The following is a 17867-nucleotide window of genomic DNA, read 5'->3' on the forward strand; positions in this document are numbered from 1 at the left end:
CCAAATATGAAACTATGGGAGGGCATCCATGTCCGATAAACTCAAATGGGGTGTCTTGAGCACAGCCGGAATCGGTATGCGCAAGGTCATTCCCGGTATGAAGAAATCCGAGCTGGTCACGGTTCAGGCGATTGCCTCGCGCGACGCGGCAAAAGCGGCGGCGGCGGCCGAAAAACTCCAGATTCCGGTATCTTACGGCAGTTATGAAGAATTGCTGGCCGATCCGGAAATCGATGCGATCTACAATCCGCTGCCGGTCAACATGCATGTCGACTGGTCGATTCGCGCCATGGAAGCCGGCAAGCATGTGCTGTGCGAAAAGCCGATTGCGATGAGCGCCGAAGAAGCCGCGCGTCTGATTGACGCACGTGAGCGCACCGGCAAACAGGTTCTGGAAGCCGTGATGGTGCGCCAGCATCCGCAATGGCTGCGCGTCGCCGAGATCATCCGTTCCGGCGAGATCGGCGAAGTCTGCCTGATGCAGACGACGATGAGTTTCTTCAACGACGACCCCAACAATATCCGCAACATCGCCGAAGTCGGCGGTGGGGCGCTCTATGATGTCGGCTGTTATGCCCTCTTCCTGTCGCGATTTGTCTTCAATGCCGAACCTCAGCAGGTCGTCGCCATCAGCGATATCGACCCGAACATGCACACCGACCGGCTGATGAGCGGGATCATCGACTTCGGCAACGGACGGCAGCTTTCCTTTACCTGCGGCACGCAGCTGGCGCGTTTCCAGACGGTCCAGATCATCGGCCGCAAGGGCCGTATCGAGGTGCCGGTTTCACTCAATGCGCCACAAGGCGAAGAAGTGACGATCACGATCGATGCCGACGGCACCAACGATCCGGCGCAGATGCGCCATGAAGTGATTGCGGCTTCGGACCAGTACACGCTTCAGGCCGATCTGGCCGCCCGCGTCTTCCGTGGCGAGACACCCGCCGAATATCCGATCGAAAACGCCGTCAACAACATGGCGGCAATCGACGCACTTTACCGCTCTGCCAAGAGCCATACCTGGGAAAAGGTCGCTTCCATATGATCATCGATCCATCCGTCACGCCGCCTGCCGATATCACCCGCCCGCCGAAAAAGCTTGTCGACGGCCTGGCGCAGATCGGCACGGCCTCCATCAGCGGCGAACTCAGCCGGCTGGGCATCCGCGATCCGCAACTGACCGGCCTGACGCCGATGGCCCACGGCCAGTGCATGGCCGGCCCGGCGCTGACATTGCAGTTTCTGCCCAAGCGCGAAGACCTTGCCCCCGGCGAGGAATATGAAGAGCCGGAAAAGCAGATCCACCGCCATGTGCTCTATCTGGTGCAGGAAGGCGATGTCGTCGTCGTCGATGCCCGCGGCGACATGCATTCCGGCATTTTCGGCGAGATGATGATGACCTATTTCAAGGGCCGCAAGGGTGCCGGGCTGGTGGTTGACGGCTGCCTGCGCGATACGCCGAAGATTGCCGATCTCGGGGTCAATATCTGGTCGCGCGGCCGCACCCCCAATTTCCACACCCAGACCGGCCTGATGCCCTATGCCGTCAACGTGCCTGTTGCCTGCGGCGGCACCACGGTGCTGCCGGGCGATATCGTCGTTGCCGACGATGATGGCGCGGTGGTCGTTCCGATCAAGCTTGCCGAACAGATCCTCGAAATGGGCAATGAACATGCCGATTGGGAGGATTTTGCCCGTCTCAGGCTGAGCCAGGGTGCCGATCTTCGCAAATACTACCCGATTTCCAAGGAAGTCGAGGCCGAATACCGCGCATGGCGCGAAAAGAACCCGCTCTGAACAAACCCGCCGTGGAGGAGTAACATGGCTAATATCAGTCTCAAGAACGTCAAGAAGTCCTTTGGCTCGGTCGAAGTGATTCACGACGTCAGCCTCGATGTCAGGGATGGCGAATTCCTGGCGCTGGTCGGTCCTTCGGGCTGCGGCAAATCCACATTGCTGCGCATGCTGGCCGGCCTTGAGGAGGTGACGGCAGGCGAAATCCAGATCGGTGCAAAAACCGTCAACGATCTTTCGCCGCGCGAACGCAATATCGCGATGGTGTTCCAGTCCTATGCGCTCTATCCGCATATGACCGTGCGCCAGAACATGAGCTTCAATCTGCGTTTGTCCGGCACGCCCAAGGCCCAGCAGAACGAGCGCGTGGATGAAGCCGCCCGCATGCTGGGGCTGGAAAACCTGCTGGACCGCAAGCCTGCCAACCTTTCCGGCGGCCAGCGCCAGCGCGTTGCCATGGGCCGCGCCGTGGTGCGCAATCCCGAGGTGTTCCTTTTCGACGAACCGCTGTCGAACCTCGATGCCAAGCTGCGCGTCCAGATGCGCGCCGAAATCAAGGCGCTGCATCAGAAGGTGCGCACCACCTCGGTCTACGTGACCCATGACCAGATCGAGGCCATGACCCTTGCCGATCGCATCGTCGTGCTCAATGGCGGCATCATCGAACAGGTCGGACGGCCGCTCGACCTCTATCGCGAGCCGGCAAACCTGTTTGTCGCGGGCTTCATCGGTTCACCGGCGATGAATTTCATCGACGCCGAAATCGCGAAGAAGGGTGAAACCGTCGTCGGCCATTGTGTCGATGGCAACGACATCGTGCTGCCGGCGTCTTATGCCGACAAGGCCGGTCTGGACGTGACCCTCGGCTTCCGGCCGGAAGATTTTGCCCTGGGTGACGGCAGCTTTGCCGGATCCGTGACCATGGTCGAGCCGACGGGCGCGCAGACACTGGTTTCGGTTTCCACCGGAAAGACGGCCCAACCATTCCTCGCCGTGGTCGATGCGGCCAGCGAATATGCGGTGGATCAGACGATCCAGGCGCATGTCCCGCCGGAAAAGGTCCATGTCTTCGACCGCAAGTCGGGGAGGCGCCTGTGAGCGAACGGCTCGATCATATCGCCCGCCTGGAAGAAGAGCGCCGCACGCTCGTTCTGCCTGCATTCAACGCGGATGTCGCCTGGACGATCGGAAATCACATCCGGGCGCGCGCCTCCGCCGAGAATTATCCGATTGCCATCGAGGTTTCGGGCATCGGCGGGCGGCTGTTCTTCGCCGCGATGCCGGGTGCAAGCCCGGATAACGCGGAGTGGATCAGGCGCAAGCGCAACGTCGTCGAACGGTTCTGGGAAAGCTCGCTTCTGGTCACCCTCAGATGTGACGAGCGCGGCCGCAAGATCCCCGAACAGTTCAAGCTGAGCGAAGCCGATTTCGTGCATTCCGGCGGCGGCGTCGCCATCAGGACCGCCGACAGCGGCTTCGTCGGCTGCGTCACCGTCTCCGGCCTCACCCAGTATCAGGATCATCAACTGGGCGCCGAGGCGCTTCGCGCACTGCTTGCCTAGACCATCGGGCGACTGATGAACATCGTCCGACGGTCCGTTTTTTTACCCCCGGCGCGTCGGGTAACGAAAAGCCGGTAAAGGCTTTTTCGCCCGACGCTTCGGGACGATAGTGGCGGCACCGGGGCGCTTACCGTGCCGCTTAGAGCACCGGCGTCGGCAAGGGCTTGCCGTCAAACTGGGCCACAAGGTTGTCAAACACCAGCTTGCCCATCGCCTTGCGGGTTTCATAGGTCCCCGAGGCGTGATGGGGCTGCAGCAGGACATTGTCGAGCGCCAGAAACCGCGGATTGATATTCGGCTCGCCATCGAAAACATCAAGCGCTGCCGCGCCGAGCTTGCCGCCCTCAAGCGCATCGAGCAGCGCTTCCTCGTCGATATTCGACGCGCGTGAAATGTTGACCAGCATGCCATCCGGCCCCAGCGCCTCGATTACGGATTTGTCGACGATATGGCGCGTTGCGGCGGATGCCGCCAGCGTGACGAACAGGAAGTCGACATTTTCCGCCAGCTTTTCGGCCGTCTCGACATATGTCCAGTCGCTGGCGAAATCCTTCGGCGCCACGTCGCTGTAGGCAATATCCATGTCGAAGCCGGAAAGCCTGCGGGCAACTTCGTAGCCGATGCGGCCGAGACCGAGCACACCGGCGCGTTTGCCGTGGATGCGGTGCATCAGCGGATAAAGCCCCTTTTCTGCCCAATTGCCGCTTTTCACCCATGCCTCCGCACCGACGACGCCGCGCGACAGGCAGAGCATCATCGCAACACCGAGATCGGCGACATCCTTGGTCAGCACATCCGGCGTATTGGTGACGCGGATACCGCGTTCGCGGGCGGCATCAAGGTCAACGGCATCATAGCCGACACCGTAGACGCTGATGATCTCAAGGGCAGGAAGGGCTTCGATCAGCGCCCGGTCGGCGCCCAGTTCGCCGCGGGTGGCAATGCCGCGGATATTGGCCGCATGCTCCTTGACGAAGGCCTGCTTGTCTTCGGCCTCGTAATAGCGCCGCATGGTGAATTGCGCGTTCAGCCTTTCGTCGTCCCAGCTCTGATAGGCGCCGATCTGAAGGATTTCGACTTTGGACATGGGTGTTTTCCTTTGATTATATGTTATCGATATCATAGATGCCCGAAGCAAAGGCCGCCTGCCGGAAAGCGGACGGCCCTTGTTTTCAGGACAGATTGTTGCGGTCGAGAAGTTCGACGAACAAGGCGGAATGATCGAGATCGGCGCCGTCGAGGCGCTCGACAAGATCTGCAAAACGATCGCGCTGAAGCGTGGTCAGCGGCAGTGAAATGCCCATCTCCCGGCATTCCGCCAGGACATTTTCAAGATCCTTGAGCTGGAAGGCAGAGCGTCCGCCGGGCGTGAAATCGCTGTTCTGCATGCGCGCACCATGCTGCTGCAAAATAACGGAATCGGCAAAGCCGCCCTGCAGCACGGCACGGAACCGGGCCGGATCGACGCCGCCTTCGCGCACCAGCAGTGTGGCTTCCGCCACCGCACCGATGGTAATGGCGACAATCGCCTGATTGGCAAGCTTTGCCAGCTGCCCGCTTCCCGAAGGCCCGAGCAGGATGGCCCGCCCCATGGCCTCGAAAACCGGCAATAGCGGCGAAAACACCGCATCTTCGCCGCCCGCCATGATGGCCAGGCTGCCGGCTTCCGCCCCCTTCGTTCCGCCACTGACCGGCGCATCGATATGATGGATACCCATTTCGCCCAGTCTGCGGCTGTGCTCACGCGCTTCGGCAGGCTTGATCGAACTCATGTCGATCACCGTCGCGCCGGGTTGCATGTTGCGGGCGACCTCCTGCCCGAACAGCAGGTCGGCGGCGGCGGGACCATCGGAAACCATGGTGATGACAACATCGGCCTGCGCAACAGCGCCGGCGGGTGTCGTCGCCACTTTTGCGCCGGCTTCCGACAGGGCATCCGTCTTGCCGGAGCTCCTGTTCCAGACGGTGACCGGAAAGCCCGCCTTGATCAGGTTGAGCGCCATCGGTGCGCCCATGAGCCCGGTTCCCAGAAATGCTATTTTCATAATATCCTCAGCCGCGTGATTCTCAGACTGTTCAACATGACCTGCGCCCTGTCCGCCGGTCAAAGCCATTCCGATATGATCACCCGAAAACGGTGTTGCGGAAACAGTGGTAACAAAGACCTATGATATCGATAACAGATATGTTATAAACGTCAAGACAAAGCCTTCTCAAACCTGGGAAATCGGGGCTACGGTTCCGGCATCTTCTGGGGGTGAAGGCTATGCTTCATTGACAGCTGGCCGCCCCCTGACCAGAAGATCAGGTGGCGCGCACAGCCGCAGGCCCATGGTTCAGCAGCAGGGAACCGTTTACGGAAATTCGGTTTGGCAAAAGACAAAGTGAAAAACGGCCAGAAAAACGTCGCTCGACCGCAAAGCGCCCCGACCATGGCAGATGTCGCCAGGCTGGCGGGCGTTTCGACGATGACGGTTTCAAGAGCGCTCAAGAAAGACGGCCACGTCTCCCGCGAGACGCGAAAGCGCATCCTCGAAGCGGTTGACGAGCTCGGCTATGTTCTCGATCAGTCGGCCGGTTCGCTGTCGTCGCGCAAGACCGGGTTCGTCGCAGCCCTCGTCCCCTCCCTCAACAATTCGAACTTCTCCGAAACGGCGCGCGGCATTACCGAAACGCTGGAAGGAACGGGACTGCAGCTGCTGCTCGGCTATACCGACTACTCGCCGGACAAGGAAGAACAGCTGATCCAGTCGATGCTGCAGCGCCGCCCCGAAGGCATTATCCTGACCGGCGGTGCGCACACGCTGAGCGCCCGGCGCATGCTGGTCAATTCCGCAATACCGGTGATCGAGACCTGGGAAATTCCCGAGGAACCGATCGACAGCGTCGTTGGATTTTCCAACAGCGCGGTGATGCGCGACATGGTGAAGGCGCTGGCAGCCAAGGGATATCGGAAATTCGGCTATATCGGTGGCACCAGCACGCGCGACACCCGCGGCAATATGCGCAAGATCGGTTTTCTCAACGCCATCAAGGAACTGGATTTGGAACCCGGACGGCTGATTTCCTTCGGCGTGCCCCCCATTTCGATCGAGCAGGGCGCCCAGGCAATTGTCTCGATGCTCGAGCGCTGGCCGGATACCGAGGCGGTCCTGTGCGTCTCCGACCTCTCTGCCTTCGGCGCGCTGATGGAATGCCAGCGGCGCAATATCCGGGTCCCCGAGGATATCGCGATTGCCGGATTTGGCGATTACGAGATCTCCGCCTTCTGCCATCCGCGCATTTCCACGGTGAATGTCGGTTGCCACGATATCGGTCGCCTTGCGGCCGAAAAACTGCTGCGCGAGATTGCCGGTGACGAAGCCGGCAATGACGAACTGATCCTGACGCCCTATAAGGTGTTGTTGCGCGAAAGCACGTGACCGTTCATCACTCACGAAAGGAAAGCGAATTGTCCCACACCCGCCCAGCCGTCGCCCTCAGCCACAGCGGCGTCATGACCGCCCTTGCCGCAGCCGTGGCCAAGGCAGAAGAAATCGAGGTTCCGCAGAACGTCGTGATCGTTGATCAGAGCGGTGAAACGCTGACCGTTTTCCGCATGGACGGCGCCAAGTTCACCTCGATGAAAACGGCGCGGGCCAAGGCCATAACCGCAGCCTCGATCAATGGGCCGACCGGGCAGATGGCGCCGGACTTTGCGATAACGGCGGCCATCGCCACCGAAGGCGACGTCATCAATCTCAAGGGCGGCCTTCCGATCCGCTTTGACGGCCTGCTGGCCGGCGGCATCGGCATCGGTTCGGGCACCGGCGATCAGGACATCATCGTCGCCCAGGCAGCACTTGCCGCCATTGGCGCCGATCCGGTCTGAGTGTCCGACGCAAGGCCCCGGTCCGAAGGACGAGGCCGCATCTGAGATGCAAAAGACAGCCCTGTCGCTTCATCGATGGAAAAGCGACAGGGCCAGCATTTCTATTCGAAGGCCAGTTGCACCTTCATCGATTTCGACCGGTCGCTGGCGGTTTCGAAGGCAGCGATAGCGTCATCGAGCGGATAGGTTTGCGAAATCAGCGGCTTGATGTCGATTCTGCCCTGATTGATGAGATCGACAGCCAGTCCATATTCCTCGTGAAAGCGGAACGAACCGCGGATCTCGATCTCCTTGGAGACCACCATGTTCTGCGGCAGACCGACTTCGCCGCCAAGGCCGAGCTGAACCAGAACGCCGCGCGGGCGCAGAGCCTCCAGGCCGCTGGCCAGGGCACGGGCATTGCCGGATGCCTCGAACATCACATCAAAAGACCCCTTGCCGGCCGCATAGGCCGAAAGCGCTTCCGGGTCCTTGGCAACATTGATCACCCGGTTGGCGCCGACAGCTTCCGCATAAGGCAGGACGTCGTCCATGACGTCGGTGACCACGATTTCACGCGCACCATGCGCGCGGGCAGACACAATGCACAGCGCCCCGATGGGGCCGCAGCCGGACACCAGAACCCGCTTGCCGAGAAGCGATCCTGCGCGGGAAACCGCATGGAGGGTGACCGCAAGCGGCTCCGCCATTGCGGCTTCGCCAAGCGAAACGGTATCGGCAACCTTGTGGCACTGCCAGGCTTCGGCGACCAGGTTTTGCCGGAACGCGCCCTGAATATGCGGCATCGGCATGGCGCTGCCGTAAAAGCGCATGTTGACGCAGTGGTTTTGCAGCCCCTTCAGGCAGTATTCGCAGCTATTGCAGGGCCGTGACGGCGAAACGGCAACACGATCACCGACCGCAAACCCGTCAACGCCCGCACCAAGCGCCGTGACCGTTCCGGCCACCTCGTGTCCCAGGATCATCGGTTCGCGAACGCGCACATCACCGAAGCCGCCGTGATTGTAGTAGTGCAGGTCGGAACCGCAAATGCCGCCCGCACCGATCCTGATTTCCAGCTGGCCGGGACCGGCCGTTTCCGGTGCGATGTCCTCTATGCGCAGGTCCTTTGCCGCGTGGATGATTGCAGCTTTCATCACTGCCTCCCTTGATAAGCGTTGTTCGGCGCAGCTCCGGAAATCGGAGACCGGTTTTCGCCCCGCCTGTAATGTCCTGCCCGACGATTTTTGTCCGGGACCGATTTTAATGTTGATTATGTTATCGATAACAGTTAAGTCAAGAACATTCGGAAGCGGCGCAGATATTTCCATGCACCAGCGGATCACCCATTAAAGCGCGCCGGCCACAGGGTAGGAGAATGCCAATGTCCGATATGTTCAAGCTCAACGGAAAGCTCGCTCTTGTAACGGGTTCCAGCCAGGGAATCGGTCATGCGCTGATTTCCGGGCTCGCCGATCAGGGCGCCATTCCTGTCGTGAACGACCGCAATGGCGAGCGTGCGGAAGCGGCCGTGAAAGCATTTGCCGAAAAGGGCGTGAAGGCCTATTCGGCGGTGTTTGATGTTACCGATAAACAGGCTGTTGAAACCGGTGTCGATGCGATTGAGGACAAGGCCGGCCCGATCGAAATCCTGATCAACAATGCTGGTATCCAGTATCGCACGCCGCTCGAGGACTTCCCCGAAGAACAATGGCACCGCCTTCTCGAAACCAATATTTCGGGCGTTTTCTTCACCGGCCAGGCGGTTGCGCGCCACATGATCAAGCGCGGCAGCGGCAAGATCATCAACATCTGCTCGGTGCAGAGCGAGCTTGCCCGTCCCGGCATCGCCCCCTACACCGCCACCAAGGGCGCCGTGCGCAACCTGACACGCGGCATGTGCACCGACTGGGCCAAATACGGGCTGCAGATCAACGGCATCGCGCCCGGCTATTTCAAGACCCCGCTCAACCAGGCACTGGTCGATAATCCCGAATTCACCGCATGGCTGGAAAAGCGCACCCCCGCGGGTCGCTGGGGCGACGTCGAGGAACTCGTCGGCGCTGCGGTTTATCTGGCCTCGCCGGCATCATCCTTCGTCAACGGCCATGTCCTTGCCGTCGACGGCGGCATCACTGTGAGCGTGTGAGATGACGACCGCTATCGTGGTCATGGGGGTCAGCGGCTGTGGCAAATCCTCTGCCGGCCGCGCCCTTGGCGAAGCGCTCGCCGCCCGTTTCGTCGAGGGTGACAGCCTGCATCCGGACACCAATGTGGAGAAAATGCGGGCCGGCATTCCGCTCAACGATGACGACCGCAAACCGTGGCTCGAACTGGTTGGCCAGACGCTTGCCACAGCGGGCGACGACAACGGCGTTATCGTTGCCTGCTCGGCGCTGAAGAAAAGCTATCGTGATCTTTTGAGACAGCGCGCCGGCCCGGCACTGCGCTTCATTCACCTGAAGGGCGAGCGCGATGTGCTTGCCAGACGCATGGCCAACCGGCCCGGCCATTATATGCCGGTCTCCCTGCTTGACAGTCAGCTTGCAACGCTGGAAGCCACCGACGGCGAGCCGGATGTCCTGACACTCGATTGCGATCTGAAACCGGAAAAGATTGCCGAGACCTCTCTCGCCTTTGTGAAAGCGGAACAAGGAGACCGACAATGACCGAGGCAATCGCCGTCATCGGCGCAGGCATCATGGGTACCGCCATTGCCACGCGCCTCCTGGAAAAGGGACACAAGCTGATAGTTTCGGATCTGGATGCCGGAAAGGTCGCAGCCCTGGTGGAGCGCGGCGCGACGGCCGCGGCAAATCCGCAGGAGGCAACCGCGGCTTCCCGCTTCGTGATCCTGAGCCTGAACCATGCCGATATCGTCAACGCCGTCGTTTTCGGCAAGGACGGCGTCGCCGAAGCAGCAAGCGGAGACAAGCTGCTGATCGACATGTCGTCGATCGACCCGAAGGCCACCGCCGACATGTCCCGACAGCTGCTTTCACAGACCGGCATGGGCTGGGTCGACTGCCCGCTTTCCGGCGGCGCGCCGGGTGCGGCGAAAGGGCGGTTGACCGTCATGGCCGGCGGCACAAGGGACGATTTCGAGAGCGCGCGCGCCGTCATGGACGATCTTTGCGCCAACTACACCCTGATGGGCCCGAGCGGCGCCGGACAGACAACAAAGCTGATCAACCAGCTGTTTTGCGCCGTCCAGTTTCAGGCGGTCGCAGAGGCGGTCAAGCTGGCCGAGGCCGGCGGCGTCGATGCGGCCAGCATTCCGCAGGCGCTGGCCGGCGGGCGGGCCGACAGCAACATCATGCAGGAATTCATGGGCAAGTTCGCCGCCCGCGATTTCTCCCCGACAGGCCGCATCGACAACATGCTGAAGGACCTCGACAGCCTGCAATCCTTTGCGCTGAAGACCCGCACGCCGCTGCCGATGACCGGCCAGGTGACCGAAATTCACCGTCTTCTGGTCGCCGCGGGGCTGGGTCCGAAGGACTCTGCTGAAATGATGCGCCTGCTCGACGGGACCACCCGGCCGGAATGATCCGGCTGGCATGACAAACCGGGAAAGGGTGCGCCTTTCTCCATTCCCAGCGCCTGACCGCGCTAACGCGGCTTTTCAGGGAGGACACTTGAATGATCATCCGCTACGCCCTTTTCGAAGGCAGGATCAATGAAGGCCGCGAGGCCGAATTTCGCGCTTACGTGACCGAACGGTTGGTGCCGCTCTGGCGTCAATTCCCCGGCGCGCAAGACCTGCAGGTCTATTTCGGCGTCGAACGCGACGATGGCGCGCCCGAATATGCGCTCGTCATGGCGGTGCGCTATGACAGTCTTGACGCTGTCGCCAAAGCGCTGGAATCCGATGTGCGCTATCAAAGCCGGGACGTGACCCAGGGGCTTCTGGAGATGTTCACCGGCCGCGTTCACCATCACGTCTTCGACGGCGACCAATACGCACCGGCGTGACGCTTGCTTCGTCCACGTTTTCTGACGGACCGGGAACCCGGCCAAAAGCGCCTGCGCGGCCGGGCCGGGAGCGCCAAAAGCTTCGGATATTTTCACGTCGAAAAGTCCAAACTTTATGCCTGGAAGGCCAGAAAAGACGGGACAATTCCGCAGAGGTTTGTTATCGATAACATGTCTCTGCGAGACAAAACTGGAGAATTCAGGGAGGTACCTGGAAATGAGCATGCTCACCCGGATCGTCAGTATTGGCTGGCGAATTATTGATGCGCTGATCGCACTTGCACTTGTGGTCATGATTGTTCTGGTGTTTGCCAATGTCGTTCTGCGCTACGGCTTCTCCAGCGGCATTCTGGGGTCGGTCGAAATCTCAAGGCTTCTGTTCGTCTGGGTCATCATGCTTGGCGCGGCCACCTGCCTTCGCAATTTCGAACATCTTGCCCTTGCAGACATCGCAGAGGCCGTGTTTCCGAAAGCGCGCTTCTGGCTGCGGCGCTTCGTCAACGCCGTCATTCTCGGCTGTTGCATCATGCTCGTTCTGGGGGCTGGCCCGCAGGTTGTCGCGAACTGGGACAACATCTCCCCGATGAGCGGCATTCCCGTCGGCATGTTCTATCTGGCCGGCGTCATCGGCGGCGTGCTGATGGCCGGCATTGCTCTCCTCCGCCTGATCGATCCGCGCAATGCGGCGCCCGATTATGGCCCCGACGCCGAAAATGCCGGGGAGAATGCACAATGACCCTCGTGCTGTTTCTTTCCGTTCTGATCGGCGCCATCCTGCTTGGTGTTCCCGTCGCCTTTGCGCTTCTGCTGAGTTCTGTCGGCCTGATGCTGCACATGCACCTGTTCAGCGTCGACATTCTCGCCCAGTCGCTGGTCAACGGCGTCGACAGTTTTCCCCTGCTCGCCATCCCCTTCTTCATGGTCGCCGGCGAAACCATGTCCACCGGCGGCCTGTCTCGGCGCATCGTCCGCCTTGCCATGGCCTATGTCGGTCACCGCAAGGGCGGGCTCGGCTATGTCGCGATCCTGACATCGATCGTGCTTGCCGGCCTGTCCGGTTCGGCCGTGGCGGACGCCGCAGCGCTGGTATCGATCATCTATCCGATGATGCGCGAGGCCAATTACCCGCAGAAGCGTTCGGTCGGTCTTCTAGCCGCCGGCGGCATCATTGCCCCGGTCATTCCCCCGTCCCTGCCGCTGATCATCATGGGTGTTGCGGGCAATATCTCGATTGCCAAACTGTTCCTCGGCGGCATTGTGCCGGGCCTGATCATGGGCACGGCGCTGATCGGCACATGGGCCTTCCTGCTGCGCAACGAAAAGCTGGAAACTCATGAAAAAGCGCCGAAGGAAGAACGCCGCACCGCCCTCAAGGATGGGATCTGGGCGTTGATCCTGCCGCTGATCATCGTCGGTGGTATCCGCTTCGGCATATTCACGCCCACGGAAGCCGCCGTTGTCGCCGCCGTCTATGCCATTCTGGTCTCGGCATTGGTCTATCGCGAGCTCACGCTTGCCAAGTTCTACCGGGTCCTGCTCAGTTCCGGCCGCGCCACGGCCATGGTCATGTTCCTGGTCGGCGCGGCAATGGTCGCATCCTGGCTGATTACCGTGGCCCAGCTGCCGCAACAGCTCGCCGTCATGCTCGGCCCGCTTGTCGACAGCCCCCGCCTGCTGATGGCCGCGATCATGGTTCTGGTGCTGCTGGTCGGCATGGTGATGGATCTGAGCCCCACCATTCTGATCCTCGTGCCGCTCTTGATGCCCGTGGTCAAGGAAGCCGGCATCGACCCTGTCTATTTCGGACTGATGTTCGTCATCAATACCTGTATCGGCCTTATTACGCCGCCGGTCGGTACGGTTCTCAACGTTGTTTGCGGCGTTGGAAAAACCCGCGTTCAGGACGCAGTCGGAGGTGTATTGCCATTCATAGCTGTCTATGTGGCCGTGCTGATCCTGTTCATTCTTGTACCGCAACTGATCACGGTTCCACTCGGATGGATCGCGGGCTGACTTCTCACTTTCTACGGAGGATATGAAATGAAACGTTTTACAACAGGCCTGATTGCCGTCGGCATGCTGATCGCCGGCACGGTTTCTGCCAATGCCACGACGCTGAAGCTGGCGCATGCAGCACCGCAGGGCGACCTGCAGCAAAAGCTGGCCGAGCGCTTTGCCGAAGACGTCAAGACCATGTCGGACGGCGATATCACGGTGCAGATCTTCCCGCAGGGACAGCTCGGCAATGATTCCCAGATGATCACCGGAACACGCTCCGGCATCATCGACATCACCATGAGCGGCCTCAACAACTTCACCGGCATGATGCCCGAACTCGGCGGCCTGATGCTGCCGTTCATGATCACCGACCGTGACCAGGCCTATGAAGTCTATGACGGCGAGATCGGTCAGGAAGCCTCTGCGAAGTTTGGTAATTTCGGCCTCAAGGTTCTCGGCTATCCGGAAAACGGCTTCCGCGAGATCACCAATAACCGCGGCCCGATTGTCGAGCCGAAGGATCTTGAAGGTCTGCGGATGCGCACCAACAATTCAGAAGCGCTCAACGAAATGTTCGCGCTGCTGAAGGCCAACCCGCAACAGATCCCGGTGGCGGAACTCTATACCGCGCTGGAAACCGGCGTCGTTGACGCACAGGATCACCCGATCACCATCGTTCAGTCCTTCAAGTTCTACGAAGTGCAGAAATATCTGTCGCTCACCAACCATTCCTATGCAGCGCTGGTTCTGGCCATGAACCAGAAGAAGTTCAACAGCCTGTCCGAAGAGCAGCAGGCCATCATCATGAAGGCGGCCAAGGACGCCATCGATTACGAACGCAAGCTGTCGAAAGATGGCGACGCGGCGATGATCGCCGATCTGGAAAGCAACGGCATGATCGTCAACGATGACGTCGACCACGCCGCATTCCAGAAAGCCGTTCGTCCCGTCTGGGATACGTTTACCGCAAAATACGGCGACGAACTCGTCAACAAGGTTCAGGCCGTCACGTCGAAATAACGCGCAAACACGCGCCCTCATTCTGGTAATGGCTGCGCAACCCCGTTCCGCAACATCCTGACGTTCAAACACAAAACCCCGGGCCTCTGGTCCGGGGTTCAGTTTGTTGTCCACCCCGCCCGAACATCCCTTCCGCGCAAGCTATCGAACAAACAGCTCTCTGACGCCTTCGGTCAAACCGAGGTATGAGCGGTTTGGCCATAAACCAAAGGCGGCCCGCAAAGGCCGCCTCAGATTGCTGACAAAGCTCGCCCCAGTTTTCTTTCGTCATACCGGCCTTGTGCCGGTATCCAGGGCCGCGTGTTATGCGCTTTCAAAAAGAGTCTTTGTGCGCAAGGACTTGCGCTCACTGGATTCCGGCTCAGGGCCGGAATGACGGCGGGGAAGGAGGCAAAACCGTGATTGCTTGCAGGGTTTGGCCATAAACCAAAGGCGGCCCGTAAAGGCCGCCTTTTCGATGTCATCTGCACTGTCCGTGCTTTTTCAGAAATCCCAGTCGTCGTCTTCGGTCGAGACTGCCTTGCCGATGACGTAGGAGGAGCCGGAGCCGGAGAAGAAGTCGTGGTTCTCGTCGGCATTCGGCGAAAGCGCGGACATGATCGCCGGGTTGACCTTGCAGGCTTCCGGCGGAAACAGCGCTTCGTAACCGAGGTTCATCAGCGCTTTGTTGGCGTTGTAGTGCAGGAAGGCTTTGACGTCTTCGGTCAGGCCCACCGAATCGTAGAGCTGCTCGGTGTATTTCGACTCGATGTCGTAAAGTTCGAACAGCAGGCCGAAGGCGAAATCCTTGATGGCCTGGCGCTCTGCCTCGCTGACCTTCTTCAGCCCTTCCTGGAACTTGTAGCCGATATAGTAGCCATGCACGGCCTCGTCGCGGATGATCAGGCGGATGAGGTCGGCGGTATTGGTCAGCTTGGCGCGGCTCGACCAGTACATCGGCAGATAGAAGCCCGAATAGAACTGGAAGCTTTCGAGGAAAACGCTGGCGACCTTTTTCCGCAAGGGGTCTGTGGCGCGGTACTCCTGCAGCACCAGCTGCGACTTTTCCTGAAGGAAAGAGTTTTCCTCGGACCAGCGATAGGCGTCGTCGATCTCGGCCATCGAGCACAGCGTCGAGAAGATCGACGAATAGGAGCGCGCATGCACCGCTTCCATGAAGGAGATGTTGGACAGCACCGCCTCTTCATGCGGGGTTACGGCATCCGGCATCAGCGAAATCGCGCCGACGGTGTTCTGGATGGTGTCGAGCAGCGTCAGGCCGGTGAAAACACGGATGGTGAGCTGCTGCTCGTCTTCCTTCAGTGTCGCCCATGACGGGATATCGTTCGACAGCGGCACCTTTTCCGGCAGCCAGAAATTGCCGGTGAGACGGTTCCAGACTTCCAGGTCCTTCTCGTCCTCGATGCGGTTCCAGTTGACGGCGCGCGGCACGGCGATGGCGGGTTTTGTCTGCATGTTCACGGTTCTGTTTCCCTTCATCACAGGCTGCACGATACGCAGCCTTCGACCTCGGTGCCCGAAAGCGCCATCTGCCGAAGACGGATGTAGTAAATGGTCTTGATGCCCTTCTTCCAGGCGTAGATCTGCGCCTTGTTGACATCGCGCGTGGTGGCGGTGTCGCGGAAGAACAGCGTCAGCGACAGGCCCTGATCGACGTGCTGGGTGGCAGCCGCATAGGTGTCGATGATCTTTTCCGGCCCGATCTCGTAGGCATCCTGGTAATATTCCAGATTGTCGTTCGACATGAACGGCGCGGGATAATAGACGCGGCCGATCTTGCCTTCCTTACGGATTTCGATCTTCGAGACGATCGGGTGGATCGAGGCCGTGGCATTGTTGATGTAGGAGATCGACCCCGTCGGCGGCACGGCCTGCAGGTTGCGGTTATAAAGACCGCCCTTCATCACCGCGTCCTTCAGCGCCAGCCAGTCTTCCTTCGTCGGCAGATCGATGCCGGATTTTTCGAACAGATCGCGCACCTTTTCAGTCGCCGGTGCCCAGTCCTGCTCGGTGTATTTGTCGAAATATTCGCCGCTGGCATATTTCGAGTTTTCAAAGCCGGCAAAGGAAACGCCACGCTCCACGGCAATCCGGTTCGATGCCTTCAGCGCGTGATAGGTCACGGCATAGAAATACATGTTGGTGAAGTCGACGCCCTCTTCCGAACCGTAGAAGATGCGTTCGCGGGCGAGATAGCCATGCAGGTTCATCTGGCCGAGGCCGATGGCGTGGCTTTCGTCATTGCCCTTCTCGATCGACGGCACGGAGGAGATATGGCTCATGTCGGAGACCGCCGTCAGCGCGCGGATCGCGGTATCGACGGTGCGGCCGAAATCGGATGAATCCATCGCCATGGCGATGTTCATTGAGCCGAGATTGCAGGAAATATCCTTGCCGAGATGCTTGTAGGACAGGTCGTCGCGGAATTCGCTGGCCTCGGAGACCTGCAGGATTTCCGAGCAGAGATTGCTCATCGAAATCCGGCCCTCGACCGGGTTGGCGCGGTTGGCGGTGTCCTCGAACAGGATGTAGGGATAGCCGCTTTCGAACTGCAGTTCGGCCAGCGTCTGGAAGAAGGCGCGGGCGTTGATCTTCTTCTTGCGGATCTCGGAATTGTCGACCATCTCGCGATAGTGCTTGGAGATTTCGACTTCCGACATCGCCTTGCCGTAGACGCGTTCCACGTCATAGGGCGAGAACAGGTACATGTCCTCGTTGTTCTTCGCCAGTTCGAAGGTGATATCCGGAATGACAACACCAAGCGACAGCGTCTTGATGCGGATCTTCTCGTCGGCATTTTCGCGCTTGGTGTCGAGGAAGCGCATGATGTCGGGGTGATGCGCGTTCAGATAAACCGCACCCGCACCCTGGCGCGCGCCCAGCTGGTTGGCGTAGGAGAAGCTATCTTCCAGCAGCTTCATCACCGGAATGACACCGGAGGACTGGTTTTCGATCTTCTTGATCGGCGCACCGGATTCACGGATATTGGTGAGCGACAGGGCCACGCCGCCGCCGCGCTTGGAAAGCTGCAGCGCCGAATTGATCGAGCGGCCGATGCTTTCCATATTGTCTTCGATCCGAAGCAGGAAGCAGGAGACCAGCTCGCCGCGGCTCTTCTTGCCGGCATTGAGGAAAGTGGGCGTTGCGGGCTGGAAACGGCCGGCGATGATTTCATCGACCAGCGCGGTTGCGAGCGTCTCGTCGCCCTTGGCCAGGGCCAGCGCCACCATGCAGACGCGGTCCTCGTAACGCTCCAGGTAGCGTTTACCGTCAAACGTCTTCAGTGTGTAGGCGGTGTAATATTTGAACGCGCCGAGGAAGGTCTGGAAACGGAATTTCTTGTCGAAGGCATGGTCCCACAGATCACGCACGAAATTGAACGCGTACTGGTCCAGCACTTCCTGCTCGTAATAGCCCTCATCGACGAGGTAATCGAGCTTTTCGCGCAGATTGTGGAAGAACACGGTGTTCTGGTTCACATGCTGCAGGAAATACTGCTTGGCCGCCATCCGGTCGGCGTCGAACTGGATATGCCCGTTCTCGTCATAGAGATTGAGCATGGCGTTCAGCGCATGATAGTCCAGCGTCGCCGCCTTGGTCTTGGCGGCGCCCTTTTCAGCGGTCTTGGTTTCCGTGGCGGTATCCTGCACGGTCTCTTCCTCGGCGCT

At 60.0% G+C, this 17867-nt stretch carries 18 protein-coding genes; 13 read left to right on the forward strand and 5 right to left on the reverse strand.

Going from position 1 to position 17867, the window contains the following annotated elements; genetic code table 11:
- Positions 1 to 28: 28 nt before the first annotated feature.
- Genes ACHZCU_RS07705 through ACHZCU_RS07720 form a run of 4 tightly spaced genes read left to right on the forward strand, consistent with a single transcriptional unit; the run spans position 29 to position 3356 of the window.
- Positions 29 to 1045, forward strand: coding sequence for a Gfo/Idh/MocA family oxidoreductase (locus tag ACHZCU_RS07705; protein ID WP_319518306.1), 1017 nt, complete (start codon positions 29 to 31; stop codon positions 1043 to 1045).
- Positions 1042 to 1797, forward strand: a complete 756-nt coding sequence (locus tag ACHZCU_RS07710) for a ribonuclease activity regulator RraA (protein ID WP_106306823.1) — start codon at positions 1042 to 1044, stop codon at positions 1795 to 1797. The genes ACHZCU_RS07705 and ACHZCU_RS07710 overlap by 4 nt, the downstream gene beginning before the upstream one ends.
- Before the next feature lie 24 nt (positions 1798 to 1821).
- Entirely contained in the window at positions 1822 to 2892 is a 1071-nt protein-coding gene (locus ACHZCU_RS07715) for a sn-glycerol-3-phosphate ABC transporter ATP-binding protein UgpC (RefSeq protein ID WP_319518307.1), read from the forward strand.
- Positions 2889 to 3356 (forward strand): heme-degrading domain-containing protein, encoded by a 468-nt coding sequence (locus ACHZCU_RS07720; RefSeq protein ID WP_319518308.1) that lies wholly within the window; start codon positions 2889 to 2891, stop codon positions 3354 to 3356. The genes ACHZCU_RS07715 and ACHZCU_RS07720 overlap by 4 nt, the downstream gene beginning before the upstream one ends.
- Before the next feature lie 139 nt (positions 3357 to 3495).
- Here the strand turns inward: ACHZCU_RS07720 and ACHZCU_RS07725 are convergent, their stop codons facing one another.
- Both ACHZCU_RS07725 and ACHZCU_RS07730 read right to left on the reverse strand, forming a co-directional pair.
- Entirely contained in the window at positions 3496 to 4443 is a 948-nt protein-coding gene (locus tag ACHZCU_RS07725; protein WP_319518309.1) for a 2-hydroxyacid dehydrogenase, read from the reverse strand.
- Between the two features lie 85 nt (positions 4444 to 4528).
- Positions 4529 to 5401, reverse strand: coding sequence for an NAD(P)-dependent oxidoreductase (locus ACHZCU_RS07730; RefSeq protein ID WP_319518310.1), 873 nt, complete (start codon positions 5399 to 5401; stop codon positions 4529 to 4531).
- A 387-nt stretch (positions 5402 to 5788) separates the two neighbouring features.
- Here ACHZCU_RS07730 and ACHZCU_RS07735 point away from each other — a divergent pair, with 387 nt between their 5' ends.
- Positions 5789 to 6778, forward strand: a complete 990-nt coding sequence (locus ACHZCU_RS07735; RefSeq protein ID WP_319519762.1) for a LacI family DNA-binding transcriptional regulator — start codon at positions 5789 to 5791, stop codon at positions 6776 to 6778.
- Between the two features lie 29 nt (positions 6779 to 6807).
- A complete protein-coding gene (locus ACHZCU_RS07740; protein WP_319518311.1) occupies positions 6808 to 7227 on the forward strand; it encodes a heme-binding protein in 420 nt (139 codons plus the stop codon).
- A 101-nt stretch (positions 7228 to 7328) separates the two neighbouring features.
- On the opposite strand, the gene ACHZCU_RS07745 is transcribed toward ACHZCU_RS07740, so the two are convergent.
- On the reverse strand, positions 7329 to 8363 hold the full coding sequence (locus ACHZCU_RS07745) for an L-idonate 5-dehydrogenase (RefSeq protein ID WP_319518312.1): 1035 nt from the start codon (positions 8361 to 8363) through the stop codon (positions 7329 to 7331).
- Between the two features lie 227 nt (positions 8364 to 8590).
- Here ACHZCU_RS07745 and ACHZCU_RS07750 point away from each other — a divergent pair, with 227 nt between their 5' ends.
- The 7 genes from ACHZCU_RS07750 (at position 8591) to ACHZCU_RS07780 (ending at position 14199) form a co-directional block, all read left to right on the forward strand.
- Positions 8591 to 9355: an SDR family oxidoreductase gene (locus ACHZCU_RS07750; protein ID WP_319518313.1), complete on the forward strand. Its 765-nt coding sequence runs from the start codon at positions 8591 to 8593 to the stop codon at positions 9353 to 9355.
- Between the two features lies 1 nt (position 9356).
- A complete protein-coding gene (locus tag ACHZCU_RS07755) occupies positions 9357 to 9875 on the forward strand; it encodes a gluconokinase (protein ID WP_319518314.1) in 519 nt (172 codons plus the stop codon).
- Positions 9872 to 10756, forward strand: coding sequence for an NAD(P)-dependent oxidoreductase (locus ACHZCU_RS07760; protein ID WP_319518315.1), 885 nt, complete (start codon positions 9872 to 9874; stop codon positions 10754 to 10756). Before ACHZCU_RS07755 ends, ACHZCU_RS07760 begins: the two co-directional genes overlap by 4 nt.
- A 92-nt stretch (positions 10757 to 10848) precedes the next feature.
- Positions 10849 to 11181, forward strand: a complete 333-nt coding sequence (locus tag ACHZCU_RS07765) for a hypothetical protein (RefSeq protein WP_319518316.1) — start codon at positions 10849 to 10851, stop codon at positions 11179 to 11181.
- A gap of 217 nt (positions 11182 to 11398) precedes the next feature.
- Positions 11399 to 11917: a TRAP transporter small permease gene (locus ACHZCU_RS07770; RefSeq protein WP_319518317.1), complete on the forward strand. Its 519-nt coding sequence runs from the start codon at positions 11399 to 11401 to the stop codon at positions 11915 to 11917.
- On the forward strand, positions 11914 to 13194 hold the full coding sequence (locus tag ACHZCU_RS07775; RefSeq protein WP_319518318.1) for a TRAP transporter large permease subunit: 1281 nt from the start codon (positions 11914 to 11916) through the stop codon (positions 13192 to 13194). The genes ACHZCU_RS07770 and ACHZCU_RS07775 overlap by 4 nt, the downstream gene beginning before the upstream one ends.
- A 27-nt stretch (positions 13195 to 13221) precedes the next feature.
- A complete protein-coding gene (locus ACHZCU_RS07780; RefSeq protein ID WP_319518319.1) occupies positions 13222 to 14199 on the forward strand; it encodes a DctP family TRAP transporter solute-binding subunit in 978 nt (325 codons plus the stop codon).
- A gap of 483 nt (positions 14200 to 14682) precedes the next feature.
- Here ACHZCU_RS07780 and nrdF read toward each other — a convergent pair whose 3' ends face one another.
- Together nrdF and nrdE are read right to left on the reverse strand one after the other, a co-directional pair.
- Positions 14683 to 15660 carry a class 1b ribonucleoside-diphosphate reductase subunit beta gene (nrdF, locus tag ACHZCU_RS07785; RefSeq protein ID WP_106307334.1) on the reverse strand — a complete coding sequence of 326 codons (978 nt, stop codon included), beginning with the start codon at positions 15658 to 15660 and terminating at the stop codon, positions 14683 to 14685.
- A 17-nt stretch (positions 15661 to 15677) separates the two neighbouring features.
- Positions 15678 to 17849, reverse strand: a complete 2172-nt coding sequence (nrdE, locus tag ACHZCU_RS07790; protein ID WP_319519763.1) for a class 1b ribonucleoside-diphosphate reductase subunit alpha — start codon at positions 17847 to 17849, stop codon at positions 15678 to 15680.
- Positions 17850 to 17867: the final 18 nt, after the last annotated feature.

The sequence above is a fragment of the uncultured Martelella sp. genome (genome assembly GCF_963677965.2).
In the GTDB taxonomy this organism is placed as follows: domain Bacteria; phylum Pseudomonadota; class Alphaproteobacteria; order Rhizobiales; family Rhizobiaceae; genus Martelella; species Martelella mangrovi.